Consider the following 11,984-nt stretch of genomic DNA (forward strand, 5'->3'; position numbering starts at 1 on the left):
CCGCCATCCTTCTGCACGGCACCCCCCTGATGCCAGAGCGCCGTCCTTTTGGCGCCAGCGAATCATACTCGTCTGGAGGACGGCGTAAAGACCCGCCCGGAATGGCTGTGCCTAAGCCGAGGCATTCCCCGCCGGCCGGTGCCAATAGCGGGTCTCGACGGGTTCTGGCAGCTGGTGAGCCGGGGGTCACCGCTTCACGGCTGTAGGCGCACGCCGGGCACGCGATGCTCGCAAATCCCAGCCTTCGCACGACTTGCCTTTCGCCTTCCGTAGGAGCGCGCCATGCGCGCGATACCGCGTGACGCGTGGGTCTCCGGACACGTTCGGCGGCCTCGGAACATGCCGGCATCGCGCGCATGGCCGCGGCGCCGTGAACCGCCATTGCCGCCAACATCTGCAATGCCGGCGGCATTTTCAGTTTCGGCTATCGGCGTCCTGTTGCGAGCCGGAAGAGGCGCCGGTAGACGGAATCCCGTGGCGGCGCCATGCCCGCGGCATCGCGCGCATGGCGCGCTCCTACGGAGGCGCGGCGCAGTTGACGAACCCGTCAGCGGCGCAGGGCGGCGATGACCGGTTCCACCTGGGATTCGCGGCCGAGCGCGGCACCGATCCGCTGCAGGGCGAAAGCCAGCGCCTCGGGCGTGTCCGCACGCACGGTGGCGTGGCCCACCTTGCGCCCGGCGCGTGGCGACTTGCCGTAGTCGTGCCAGTGCCCGCCCGGCTCCGCCAGGACCGGTACCGAATCGGGCAGTTCACCGATCCAGTTGAGCATGCAGGCATGCCCGCGCATGCTGGTCGCGCCGAAGGTGCGGCCGAGCACCGCGCGCAGGTGGTTCTCGAACTGCGAGGTCTCCGCACCCTCGATGGTCCAGTGCCCGGAGTTGTGCACGCGCGGCGCCAGCTCGTTGGCGAGCAGTTCGCCGTCGCGGCAGAACAGCTCCAGCGCAAACACACCGACGTAGTCCAGCGCCTCGGCCAGCCTGCCCGCATGCGCGATGGCGGCCTCGGCCAGCGCCGGTTCGACCCTGGCGGGCGCCAGGCTGGCGGACAGCACGCCGTCGACGTGCCAGTTCTCGGTCAGCGGCCAGGCGCGGAAGCCACCGTCGCGCCCGCGCACGGCAACCACGCTCAACTCGCGCTCGAACGGCACGAAGGCTTCGAGGATCAGGCCGACGCGATCCGCCTGCGGCCCCAGCGCTGCCCACGCCGAATCCGCCGCGGCCTCCGCTTCTCCGATTCCCGATTCCCGATTCCCGATTCCCGGCTTCAACCGGAACTGGCCCTTGCCGTCGTAGCCCAGGCGCCGGGTCTTGAGGATCGCCGGCAGGCCGATCGCCGCCAGCGCGGTCTCCAGCGCCTGGCGCGAATCGACATCGGCAAAAGGGGGCACCGGGATGCCGAGCTCGCGGAACAGGGTCTTCTCGGCCAGCCGGTCCTGGGCCAGGCCGAGGGCGCGCGGATTCGGGAACACCGGCACGCGCGCGCTCAGCCACTGCGCCGATTCGGCCGGGACGTTCTCGAAATCGAACGTGGCCACGTCCACGCGCGAAGCGAACTCCGCCAGCGCCGCTTCGTCGCGATAGTTGCCGACCAGCAGTGGCGCGAACTGCCCGGCGCAGGCCTCCGCCGACGTGTCCATCACCAGGAAGCGCAGGCCCAGCGGCGCGCCGGCAAGGGCCAGCATGCGGGCCAGTTGCCCGCCGCCCAATATTCCTACTGTCGTCATGGACGAAAATGCTCCACAAATCCGGATGGTCGGCGACGACGCGCCGGCATGGCACCGACGCCCCCTCTCCCGCTTGCGGGAGAGGGAAACAAGCGCGCGCCGGGCGCGTGCTTGTGGATGCCGAGCGTGGTCACGCCGGCGTACCGGGCTCTGCTGGCGGGCGTCGCGGGTCGTCGTCGCCGGCCACGGCATCGGTCTGCCGCTGGCGGAACGCCGCCAGCGCGGCGGCGATGTCCTCGTGATCGGCCGCCAGCAAGGCCGCGGCGAACAGCGCGGCGTTGATCGCGCCGGCCTTGCCGATCGCGAACGTCGCCACCGGCACCCCGGCCGGCATCTGCACGATCGACAGCAGCGAGTCGAGCCCGTTGAGGGTCTTCGATTGCACCGGCACGCCGAGCACCGGCACCGCGGTCTTGGCCGCCAGCATGCCCGGCAGGTGGGCGGCGCCGCCGGCGCCGGCGATGATCGCGCGCAGCCCGCGCGCCTGCGCCGAGGCGGCGTAGTCGAACATCGCGTCCGGGGTGCGGTGCGCCGAGACCACGCGGACCTCGTGCGGCACGCCCAGCGCATCGAGGCGTTCGGCGGCGTGCTGCATCGTCTCCCAGTCCGAGCGCGAGCCCATCACGATGCCGACGAGCGGCGCTGCGGGATTGGCTGGCGTGGCTGGCATGGTCGCTCCGGGGCGTTAAAGACGTATTTTAGCCGGGATTGGCGATTGGGAAGCGCAGCAACGGGGCCGATCCGGATCCGTGGCCGGAGTGGTACGCTCTTTCGAATCACCAATCACCCATCACGAATCACGCCCCCATGGACCACAAGCTGCTCGACATTCTCGTCTGTCCCGCCAGCCGGCAGCCGCTGATGCTGCTCGACAAGGCCGGCCTGGAGGCGCTGAACCGCGCGGTGGCTGGCGGCGGTGTCACCCGCGTCGACGACAGCGCCCAGACCGATCCGCTGCAGGCGGCGCTGGTGACCCGCGACCGCAAGCGCGTCTACCGGATCGACGACGGCATCCCGGTGCTGCTGGTGGAAGAAGCGATTCCCACCCGGCAGATCGACGGCTTTCCCGCCGGTTGACGCGGCGATGACGATCGCGATCGCAGCGCCTCCGGCCGAGGTCGTCGAGGCCGACGTCGCGCGCGCGCTGGCGGAGGATCTCGGCGACGGCGACGTCACCGCCGCGCTGCTGCCAGATACCGCCGACCGCGCGTTCCTGCTGTGCAAGGGGGCCGCGGTGGTGTGCGGCCGGCCCTGGTTCGACGCCTGCCACCGCGCGCTCGACCCCGACGTGCGCATCGACTGGCGCGTGGCCGAGGGCGACCGGGTCGCGGCCGGGACCGTGCTAGCCACGCTGTCGGGCCGCGCCCGCGCCCTGGTCAGCGCCGAGCGCGTCTCGCTCAACTTCATGCAGACGCTGAGCGGCACCGCCACCGCCACCGCCGCCTACGTCGATGCCGTGCGCGGCACCGGCGCGCGCATCCTCGACACCCGCAAGACCCTGCCCGGGCTGCGCCAGGCGCAGAAGTACGCCGTGCGCGTCGGCGGCGGCGTCAACCATCGCATCGGCCTGTTCGACGCGGTGATGCTGAAGGAGAACCACGTGCGCGTCTGCGGATCGGTGACTGCCGCGATCGCCGCGGCGCGGGCGCTGCATCCGGCGCTGCCGCTGATCGTCGAGGTCGAGACCCTGGCACAGCTGCGCGAGGCGCTGGCGGCCGGCTGCAACCGCATCCTGATCGACGACTTCGACGCCGACGCGCGGCGCGAGGCGGTGCGGATCGCCGCGGAGGCGCCGGCCGGCGCCCGTATCCCGCTGGAGGTCTCCGGCAGCGTCGACCTGGACAGCGTGCGTGCCGTGGCCGCCGACGGCGTCGACTGCATCTCGATCGGCGCGCTGACCAAGCACGTGCGCGCGATCGACCTGTCGCTGAAACTGGGTCCGCCGCCGGGATGAATCCGGTCGCCACCAGGCCGAGCGTCGAAAACGGAAACCAACCGACGCCTGCCTACCGTAGGAGCGCGCCATGCGCGCGATGCCGGCGGCGCTGGATATACCGGGTATGGCGGCATGGCGGGATCACGATCCCACGGCATGAGGCGGTAACTACCCGGGGATGACGGAAGGCGCGGGTCGGCACGGTTCGGGGGCATCGCGCGCATGGCGCGCTCCTACGAAAATGGGCGACAACTTCGGCGATCACGGCCACGCTGCCCCACGCGTCATCCGCCCCGCCCGCCCCGCGTCCCGACAGACAAGTGCCGGGACGTCCCAACGCGGCCGGCACCGGAACCGCTTGCCCGGTCCCCCCGGCGCCCCCACAGTAGCGCCATGTCTGGATTGATCCTGCTGATGATCGCCGCCGCCGCGGCGTTCGCGTTCTGGAGCGCCTCGCGCGCCGCCGCCGAGCGCGCCGGGCGCATCGGGCGCCAAGCCTGCCGCGCCGCCGGCGTGCAATGGCTGGACCAGACCGTGCATGCCGCCGGGCTGCGCCTGCGCCGCGGCGACGACGGCCGCCTCGGTTTCGAACGCAGCTTCCGTTTCGAGTATTCCGAGGACGGCGTCGAGCGGCACGTCGGCCGGCTGGTGCTGCACGGCGAGCGACTGGTGTCGTTCAGCGGTCCGGTGCGGGCGGCGGACACGTTGCCGCAGTGAGCGCCGGTGCATCGGGTGCGGGATCCGGCGCCCGGAAGAGCCCGGCCTGCATGTTGCTTGTCCCACGCTTTGTTCGTCATCCCGGCGCAGGCCGGGATCCATTTGCGGGAACCTGGCGACCCTGGAGCATTTTCGTGTCAGATGTTTACAAAGCATCCTTTCCTCGTCGCTCCCGTGCGGTCGGGAGCCCAAGGACTTTGCGGTGACCGGAGCGAAAGTCCCTGGATCCCCGCCTGCGCGGGGATGACGGCACTGTAAACACTCGGGGCAAAAGTGCTCTAGAGCGGCATCAAAGTGGACCCGGCCTGCGCTGGGATGGCGAGCCGTCGGCCATTCCCGATTCCCGATTCCCGAGTCCCGATTCCAGATTCCCGACCCCCGGCTACTTCACTACCCGCAGATGCGAGCCGCGCTTGGGCGTGGGGCTGTCGTCGCCGCCGGAGCCATCGTCGGGCGCCGGTGGCTCGTCGTCGGGATCCGGCGCCGGCCCGCCGACATCCTCCGGCAGCACCATGCCGTGGCCGGTCTCGCGCGCGTAGATCGCCAGCACCGCCGAGATCGGCACGTCGACCGGGTGGCTGACGCCGCCGAAGCGCGCGCTGAAACGCACGCCGGCATTGTCCAACTCGAGCCGGGTAACGGCACGCTCGGCGATGTTGAGCACCACCCGGCCTTCCTTCACCGCGTGCGTGGGCACGCGGACCCCGGGCTGCTCCGCGTCGACCAGGACGTGCGGCGTCATGCCATTGTCGACGATCCACTCGTACAGCGCCCGCAGCAGGTACGGACGATGGCTGGTCATGCGTGATACGTGCTCATCGCTCATGCCCGAAAGTGTACCCGGGCAGGCCGCCGATTGCCGCCGGCGCTGTCGGTGTTCCGAGGCCTTCGATAGCGGCCATTGCCCGGCAGGCCTACGCGTTTCGTAGGAGCGCGCCATGCGCGCGATGCCGCGGGTGCCGTCAGGATCCGATGGATGCCGCGATTCCGGACCGGCAGGCGCGCCGGTCACCGGAATTCGCGGGCGGTGCCACGCCCGCGGCATCGCGCGCACGGCGCGCTCCTACGGAAGGCATGGTCCGGAGCCTGCGCAGCGTCGGCGGCTGACCTTCGACGCGCTCAGCCGGGCAGTTCCCGCAGGTTCTTTTCTTGCGGCGTCAGGCTGCGCGCGAAACCGGGACCGCGGAAGATGCGGTTGCCGTAGTCCTCGATCGCCTTGCCGTCCTTCGGCAGCGGCACGTCGAGCGTGCGCAGGCGCCAGATGATCGGCGCCATCGCGCAGTCGGCCAGGCTCATTTCCGCACTCAGGAAGAACTTGCTGGCCTTGAACAGCGGCACCGACGCGGTCAGCAGCTCCCTCAGGCGCTTGCGGGCGGCCTCGGCCTGCTGCTTGTTGCCGATCTGGATCGCCTGGATCTGCGGCACCCAGTCGTGCTCCAGGCGCAGCATCGCCAGGCGCAGGCGCGCGCGGGAAAGCGGATCGACCGGCATCAGCGGCGGATGCGGATAACGCTCGTCGAGGTATTCGCAGACCACCGACGCGGCGTACAGCACCAAGTCGCGCTCGACCAGGGTGGGCACCGAGTGGTACGGGTTGAGGTCGATCAGGTCCTCGGGAGGATTCTGCGGATCCACCTGGATCAGGTCGTAGGTGACGCCTTTCGCGGCCAGCACCAGGCGCACACGATGGCAGAGCACATCGTCGACGGACGAAAACAGGGTCAGGGCATTACGCATACGCGGATTCGCGGCCATCATCGGCTCTCTCCCGCAGCCGGATACCGCCGGCCGCATCGACGCCGCCTGCCCACTGCGGGCGGTCGCCCCGGTTCCCGAGCCGTCCCCTCCCCTTCTCGCATCGGCCGTTCTGCGACGGCCTGATCCGGAAAAGCCCAGCTGGACGACCGGGCTCCCGCGGAGGGTCCGCCTAGTGCACGTCCCGCCAGTACTCCTGCTTCAACAACCAGGCGAGGAACGTGAAGAACGCCAGGAACAGGATCACCCACACGCCGATACCCTGGCGTTTGAGCGCGGCCGGCTCGCTGGCATACTCGAGGAAAGCTGAAATGTCGCGCGCGGTACGGTCGAACTCGGCGGCGCTCTGCGTGCCCGCCTGCGCCAGTTCCAGATGATCGACCGTGGGCTCGCCGATCTCGTCGGGCTCACCGTACACCGGACGCTGCAGGCCCTGCATCTCCCACAGCGGGTTCGGCATCGACACGTTCGGATAGAGCGTGTTGTTCCAGCCCAGCGTGCTCGACTCGTCCTGGTAGAAGGACTTGAGAAAAGTGTAGATCCAGTCGGGACCGCCGGCCTTGGTGCGCACGATCAGCGACAGGTCGGGCGGCGCCTTGCCGAACCAGTCCTCGGCATGCGCGGCCGGCATCGACGCGAGGATGTGCTCACCATAGTCGGCACCGGAGAAGTTGAGGTTTTGCATGACCTCCTCTTCGCTCAGCCCGAGGTCGTCGGCCATGCGCGAGTAGCGCAGGTACTTCAGCGAATGGCAGCCGGAGCAATAGTTCATGAACAGCTGCGCGCCGCGCTGCAGGGACGCGCGATCGGCGATGTCGGCACCCGACTGCTGCAGCGCGCCGCCTTCGGCGGCGAGTGCGGCGGCCGGAATCAACAGGCTGACGACGAACGCGGCCGCACTGCGGACGAAGCCCCGGTATCGGCTGCTCACGATTCCCGATTCCCGATTCCCGATTCCGGACTTAGTCATGTGTCGTCACCCGCTCCGGCACCGGCTTGGTCCGGTCGATCCTGGTCCACAACGGCATGGTGATGAAGAACGCGAAGTAGAAGAAGGTCAGGAAGCGGCCGATGATGGTCTCGACCGGATCGGTGCCCGGGCCGGCGCCGATCTTGCCCAGCCAGATGAAGCTGATCGCGAACACGCCCAGCAGCACCTTCGACAGCAGGCCGCGGTAGCGGTAGGACTTGACCTTGGCGCGGTCGAGCCACGGCACCGCGAACAGGATCGCGATCGCGCCGAACATCACCAGCACGCCGCCGAGCTTGTCCGGCACCACCCGCAGCATCGCGTAGTACGGGGTGTAGTACCAGACCGGCTTGATGTGCTCGGGGGTGACCAGCGGATTGGCCTCGATGAAGTTGTCGTGCTCGAGGAACCAGCCACCCATCTCGGGAGTGAAGAAGATGATGAAGGCGGCCAGGATCAACAGGAAGCCGACGCCGACCAGGTCCTTGACCGTGTAGTACGGATGGAACGGAATGGAATCGAGCGGCGCCTTGGCGGACCAGCGGTTGCCCTTCGGTCCCTTCTTGATGTCGACGCCGTCGGGATTGTTGGATCCGACCTCGTGCAGCGCACCCAGGTGCAGCACCACCAGCAGCAACAGCACCAGCGGCAATGCGATCACGTGCAACGCGAAGAAGCGGTTGATGGTCGCGTCGCCGGGCAGGAAGTCGCCCATGATCCACTCGGTCAGGCCGTTGCCGATCACCGGGATCGCGCCGAACAGCGAGATGATCACCTTGGCGCCCCAGAACGACATCTGGCCCCAGGGCAGCACATAACCCATGAAGGCCTCGGCCATCAGCACCAGGTAGATCAGCATGCCCAGGATCCACACCAGCTCGCGCGGCTTCTGGTAGCTGCCGTACATCAGCCCGCGGAACATGTGCAGGTAGACGACGATGAAGAACAGCGACGCGCCGGTGCTGTGCATGTAGCGGATCAGCCAGCCCCACTGCACGTCGCGCATGATGTACTCGACCGAGCTGAAGGCCTCGGCCGCGCTCGGCTTGAAGTGCATCGTCAGGAAGATGCCGGTGACGATCTGGTTGACCAGCACCAGCAGCGCCAGCGAGCCGAAGTAGTACATGACGTTGAAGTTCTTCGGCGCGAAGTACTCCGTCATGTGCTTGCGGTACGCCGGCATCAGGCCGGGCGTGCGATCGTCGAACCAGGCCCGGAACGCGGCGATGATGCCGGTGGCCGGGTCGTTGGGCGCGGAAACCTTGTCGTCGACGTTCGCCATTTATGCGGCCCCCGTATTGTTGGACTGCGAGGGATCGACGCCGACGACGATGGTGTTGTCGTCGACGTAGTGGTGCGGCGGAACGGCGAGGTTGATCGGCGCCGGCACGCCCTTGTAGACCCGGCCGGCCATGTCGAACTTCGACTTGTGGCAGGGGCAGAAATAGCCACCCTTCCAGTTCGGGTCGAACGGCTCGGGGCGGATCTCGGCGACCATCTCCGGCGAGCAGCCGAGATGGGTGCACAGGCCGACCAGCACCGAGATCTCGGGACGGATCGAGCGCAGCTCGGGATTGGCTTCGCGCACGTAGTCCGGCTGCTGGTCGGCGTTCTCGGATTCGGGATCGCGCAGCTGGGGGTCCAGGGTCGGCAGCGCGTCGAGGATCGCCTTGGAACGCTTGACGATCCAGATCGGCTGCCCACGCCATTCCACCACCAGCCGCTGGCCTTCCTGCAGCGCGCTGATGTCCACGGTCACCGGCGCACCGGCGAGCAGCGCGCGCGCGCTCGGGTTCCAGGACTTGATGAACGGGACCGCCGCGAAGCCTGCGCCAACCGCACCGACCACCGCAGTGGTCGCGGTCAGGAACCGGCGCCGCCCCGTATTGATTGAATCCTCACCGCCGGCGGGATCGATCACCGCTTCATTGACCATCCTGCACTCCGCAAACCTTTTCGGTAGCTACTGAATTCTGGCTGCCGCATGCCGGCTCCCGTCGCCGGAAGCGGCCGCAAAGACGGCAAAGTGTAACGGAACGCTGAATCGACCGACAATCTCTTGACAGCCGCACGACTCCGGCGCCCCGTTTTTGTAGGAGGGGCTTCAGCCCCGACCCGCGCCGGTCGACGGCAGGACTCCCTGGCAGGTTTCCTGCCCCCGTTTCCCGTCGCAACGCGTGGCGGCGGCGCGTTCATCGCGGCCGCCCGGATGGGGCTGCCTGCGCGGTCGGGGCTGAAGCCCCTCCTACACCGACGGCGCGCCGCCGGCGCGTCAGGGTGCGGTATTGGCGGCCAGGTGGCCGCGGTAGCGCTCGGCCAGCACCCCCACCCGCTCGACATAGCGCCGGGTTTCGCTGTACGGCGGCACGCCGCCGTGGCGGTCGACCGCGCCCTCACCGGCGTTATAGCCGGCCGCGGCCAGGGTCAGGTCGCCGTTGAAGCGCTTCAGCAGCCACGCCAGGTACTGAACGCCGCCGAGGATGTTCTGTCCGGGGTCGAATGGATTGCCGACGCCGAAGCGCCGCGCGGTGGCCGGCATCAGCTGCATCAGCCCCTGCGCGCCGACCCGCGACAGCGCATTGGGATTGAACGCGGACTCGGCGTGGATGATCGCGCGGACGACCGCCTCCTCGACCCCGAAGCGGCGCGCGGCGGCGGCGATCTCGTCGCGGTAGGCGTCGGTGTTCAACCGCACCGTGCCGAAGCTGACCCCCGGCGTGGCGCCGCAGGCATAGCAGGTCTCCATGAAACTGTAGCGGATGGTGCGCACCGCGCTCGCGCCCGCCACGCCTCTCGGCGCGCGGCTGGTGTAGTGGCGCACGCCGTCCTTGATGTAGGAATAGACCTGCCCCTGCACGTGGCGGGTGCGCGGCTGCGCGGCCGCCGGCTTCGCCGGCGCGGTGGCGGTCGCAACAGGCGCAGCGGCGCCCTGGCCCATGAAGGTCGCCGGCGGGTTGTTGTGCAGCGTGGCCGGCGAACCTTCCACGCGGTTGTCGGCGGTGACCTTTCCGGCGGCGGCCGGCGCGGCCGTGGATCGCGCGCGATTGGGCTCCGGCCGATAGCTGCTGATCACGGTGCAACTGGCGCCGCCGATCCGCTTGCTGACGTACTGGGGCACGCCGTCGCCGCTGTCGCAGCGGTACAGCGTGCCCGCCGCCGCCGGGAAGGCCGCGAGTGCGCACAGTGCGGTGAGGATGATGTTTCCCCTGGCCCCCTTCATGCGGCGGAGTCTCGCCTCATTTACCGGCGTTGCCAAGCCCTCCGATGGCCCCGGGCCGTGACCGGCTACACTGTTCGGCCGAAAAACCAGCCATCCGGCCCGGACTCAGCACCGCGCCCCCGGAGACGCCATGACCACCACGACCGCCCCGCAGGCCGCCGACGGCCCCTTGCCCGCCGCCGCCGAGGCCCGCTCCGCCGAGCCGCGACCTGCCGCGAAGAAGCTCTATATCCAGACCCACGGTTGCCAGATGAACGAGTACGACTCGGCCAAGATGGCCGACGTGCTCGCCGCCAGCGACGGCCTGGAGCTGACCGACGATGCCGCCGAGGCCGACGTGATCCTGGTCAACACCTGCTCGATCCGCGAGAAGGCGCAGGAGAAGGTGTTCAGCCAGCTCGGCCGCTGGAAGGCGCTCAAGCAGGGCGACCGCCCGGTGTTGATCGGGGTCGGCGGCTGCGTCGCCTCGCAGGAGGGCGAGGCGATCGTCAAGCGCGCGCCCTATGTCGACCTCGTGTTCGGGCCGCAGACCCTGCACCGGCTGCCGGAACTGATCCGCGCCCGCCGCGCGTCCGGCCGGCCGCAGGTCGACATCAGCTTTCCCGAGATCGAGAAGTTCGACCGCCTGCCCGAGCCGCGCGCCGAAGGCCCGAGCGCGTTCGTCTCGATCATGGAGGGTTGCAGCAAGTACTGCAGCTTCTGCGTGGTGCCCTACACCCGCGGCGAGGAGGTCAGCCGGCCGTTCGAGGACGTGCTGGTGGAAGTGGTGCAACTGGCGGCGAAGGGCGTGCGCGAGGTCAACCTGCTCGGGCAGAACGTCAACGCCTATTGCGGGCCGATGGGGGACGGCGAGGTGGCGGACCTCGGACTGCTGATCCGCACCATCGCCGAGATCGACGGCATCGACCGCATCCGCTTCACCACCTCGCACCCGCTGGAGTTTTCCGATTCGCTGATCGAGGCCTATCGCGACGTGCCACAGCTGGCCGATTACCTGCACCTGCCGGTGCAGTCGGGCAGCGACCGGATTCTGGCGGCGATGAAGCGCGGCTATACCGCGATCGAATTCAAGCAGAAGACCCGCAAGCTGCGCGCGGTGCGGCCGGATATCTCGATCTCGTCCGACTTCATCGTCGGCTTTCCCGGCGAGACCGACGCGGACTTCGAGAAGACGATGAAGCTGATCGAGGACGTCGGCTTCGACCAGAGCTTCTCCTTCATCTACTCGCGCCGTCCCGGCACGCCCGCCGCGGACCTGGAGGACGCGACCGATGCCACGGAGAAGCACGCGCGGCTGTCGCGGCTGCAGGCACACATCAATGCCAACGCGGCGCGGATCTCGCGGGCGATGGTCGGCAGCGTGCAGTCGGTGCTGGTGGTAGGCCCCTCGCGTAAGGATCCGAACGAACTGACCGGCAAGACCGAGAACATGCGTTCTGTGAACTTCGCCGGGCACCCGCGACTGATCGGGCAGTTCGTCGACGTGACGATCACCGAGGCGATGAGCAACTCGCTGCGCGGGCGCGTGGCGATCGCGGCCGGGGCGGCGGACTGAAGGCGCGCGGAGCGCATGACACCGCCGCGGCGCAACGGCGAACGCATTCATCGTGCGCACGTGAAGGCGTCTTCAATGGGACGCGAATCGTCGAGGCGACCTAGG

The 11,984-nt window shown here is 69.0% G+C and carries 12 protein-coding genes; 4 read left to right on the top strand and 8 right to left on the bottom strand.

Annotated features, from left to right (window positions below; all coding sequences use genetic code 11):
• Positions 1-547 precede the first annotated feature (547 nt).
• Positions 548-1,726: a 5-(carboxyamino)imidazole ribonucleotide synthase gene (locus FXO19_RS15540; RefSeq protein ID WP_149196033.1), complete on the bottom strand. Its 1,179-nt coding sequence runs from the start codon at positions 1,724-1,726 to the stop codon at positions 548-550.
• A gap of 130 nt (positions 1,727-1,856) precedes the next feature.
• Positions 1,857-2,396, bottom strand: coding sequence for a 5-(carboxyamino)imidazole ribonucleotide mutase (gene purE, locus FXO19_RS15545; RefSeq protein ID WP_149196034.1), 540 nt, complete (start codon positions 2,394-2,396; stop codon positions 1,857-1,859).
• A 137-nt stretch (positions 2,397-2,533) separates the two neighbouring features.
• Between purE and FXO19_RS15550 the strand changes: the two genes are divergently transcribed.
• The 3 genes from FXO19_RS15550 (at position 2,534) to FXO19_RS15560 (ending at position 4,379) form a co-directional block, all read left to right on the top strand.
• Positions 2,534-2,803 carry a Trm112 family protein gene (locus FXO19_RS15550; protein ID WP_149196035.1) on the top strand — a complete coding sequence of 90 codons (270 nt, stop codon included), beginning with the start codon at positions 2,534-2,536 and terminating at the stop codon, positions 2,801-2,803.
• 7 nt (positions 2,804-2,810) lie between these two features.
• Positions 2,811-3,680: a carboxylating nicotinate-nucleotide diphosphorylase gene (nadC, locus tag FXO19_RS15555; RefSeq protein WP_149196036.1), complete on the top strand. Its 870-nt coding sequence runs from the start codon at positions 2,811-2,813 to the stop codon at positions 3,678-3,680.
• Positions 3,681-4,055: 375 nt separating this feature from the next.
• On the top strand, positions 4,056-4,379 hold the full coding sequence (locus FXO19_RS15560) for a DUF3301 domain-containing protein (RefSeq protein WP_149196037.1): 324 nt from the start codon (positions 4,056-4,058) through the stop codon (positions 4,377-4,379).
• Between the two features lie 382 nt (positions 4,380-4,761).
• Here FXO19_RS15560 and FXO19_RS15565 read toward each other — a convergent pair whose 3' ends face one another.
• The 6 genes from FXO19_RS15565 to FXO19_RS15590 all read right to left on the bottom strand — a co-directional run bounded on the left by FXO19_RS15565 (position 4,762) and on the right by FXO19_RS15590 (position 10,324).
• Positions 4,762-5,205, bottom strand: coding sequence for a ClpXP protease specificity-enhancing factor (locus FXO19_RS15565; protein ID WP_149196038.1), 444 nt, complete (start codon positions 5,203-5,205; stop codon positions 4,762-4,764).
• A 293-nt stretch (positions 5,206-5,498) separates the two neighbouring features.
• Positions 5,499-6,134: a glutathione S-transferase N-terminal domain-containing protein gene (locus FXO19_RS15570; RefSeq protein ID WP_149196122.1), complete on the bottom strand. Its 636-nt coding sequence runs from the start codon at positions 6,132-6,134 to the stop codon at positions 5,499-5,501.
• Positions 6,135-6,306: 172 nt separating this feature from the next.
• Positions 6,307-7,068: a cytochrome c1 gene (locus tag FXO19_RS15575; protein ID WP_425481491.1), complete on the bottom strand. Its 762-nt coding sequence runs from the start codon at positions 7,066-7,068 to the stop codon at positions 6,307-6,309.
• A gap of 28 nt (positions 7,069-7,096) precedes the next feature.
• Positions 7,097-8,287 carry a cytochrome b gene (locus tag FXO19_RS15580; RefSeq protein WP_255516465.1) on the bottom strand — a complete coding sequence of 397 codons (1,191 nt, stop codon included), beginning with the start codon at positions 8,285-8,287 and terminating at the stop codon, positions 7,097-7,099.
• A gap of 99 nt (positions 8,288-8,386) precedes the next feature.
• The gene (petA, locus tag FXO19_RS15585) at positions 8,387-9,040 is read right to left on the bottom strand and encodes a ubiquinol-cytochrome c reductase iron-sulfur subunit (RefSeq protein ID WP_149196041.1); all 654 of its coding nucleotides are present in this window, start codon (positions 9,038-9,040) and stop codon (positions 8,387-8,389) included.
• A gap of 336 nt (positions 9,041-9,376) precedes the next feature.
• Positions 9,377-10,324 carry a lytic transglycosylase domain-containing protein gene (locus FXO19_RS15590; RefSeq protein WP_149196042.1) on the bottom strand — a complete coding sequence of 316 codons (948 nt, stop codon included), beginning with the start codon at positions 10,322-10,324 and terminating at the stop codon, positions 9,377-9,379.
• Positions 10,325-10,454: 130 nt separating this feature from the next.
• On the opposite strand from FXO19_RS15590, the gene miaB reads away from it, so the two are divergent.
• A complete protein-coding gene (gene miaB / locus FXO19_RS15595) occupies positions 10,455-11,879 on the top strand; it encodes a tRNA (N6-isopentenyl adenosine(37)-C2)-methylthiotransferase MiaB (protein ID WP_149196043.1) in 1,425 nt (474 codons plus the stop codon).
• The last annotated feature ends 105 nt before the right edge of the window (positions 11,880-11,984 follow it).

Origin of the sequence: Luteimonas suaedae (assembly GCF_008312895.1) — a bacterium.
Classification (GTDB): Bacteria; Pseudomonadota; Gammaproteobacteria; order Xanthomonadales; family Xanthomonadaceae; genus Luteimonas; species Luteimonas suaedae.

Excerpts from the sequence above, each read along its gene's own strand:
- FXO19_RS15540 (WP_149196033.1), bottom strand. The coding sequence starts at position 1,726 with ATGACGACAGTAGGAATATTGGGCGGCGGGCAACTGGCCCGCATGCTG.
- purE (WP_149196034.1), bottom strand. The coding sequence starts at position 2,396 with ATGCCAGCCACGCCAGCCAATCCCGCAGCGCCGCTCGTCGGCATCGTG.
- FXO19_RS15550 (WP_149196035.1), top strand. The coding sequence starts at position 2,534 with ATGGACCACAAGCTGCTCGACATTCTCGTCTGTCCCGCCAGCCGGCAG.
- nadC (WP_149196036.1), top strand. The coding sequence starts at position 2,811 with ATGACGATCGCGATCGCAGCGCCTCCGGCCGAGGTCGTCGAGGCCGAC.
- FXO19_RS15560 (WP_149196037.1), top strand. The coding sequence starts at position 4,056 with ATGTCTGGATTGATCCTGCTGATGATCGCCGCCGCCGCGGCGTTCGCG.
- FXO19_RS15565 (WP_149196038.1), bottom strand. The coding sequence starts at position 5,205 with ATGAGCGATGAGCACGTATCACGCATGACCAGCCATCGTCCGTACCTG.
- FXO19_RS15570 (WP_149196122.1), bottom strand. The coding sequence starts at position 6,134 with ATGGCCGCGAATCCGCGTATGCGTAATGCCCTGACCCTGTTTTCGTCC.
- FXO19_RS15580 (WP_255516465.1), bottom strand. The coding sequence starts at position 8,287 with ATGCCGGCGTACCGCAAGCACATGACGGAGTACTTCGCGCCGAAGAAC.
- petA (WP_149196041.1), bottom strand. The coding sequence starts at position 9,040 with ATGGTCAATGAAGCGGTGATCGATCCCGCCGGCGGTGAGGATTCAATC.
- FXO19_RS15590 (WP_149196042.1), bottom strand. The coding sequence starts at position 10,324 with ATGAAGGGGGCCAGGGGAAACATCATCCTCACCGCACTGTGCGCACTC.
- miaB (WP_149196043.1), top strand. The coding sequence starts at position 10,455 with ATGACCACCACGACCGCCCCGCAGGCCGCCGACGGCCCCTTGCCCGCC.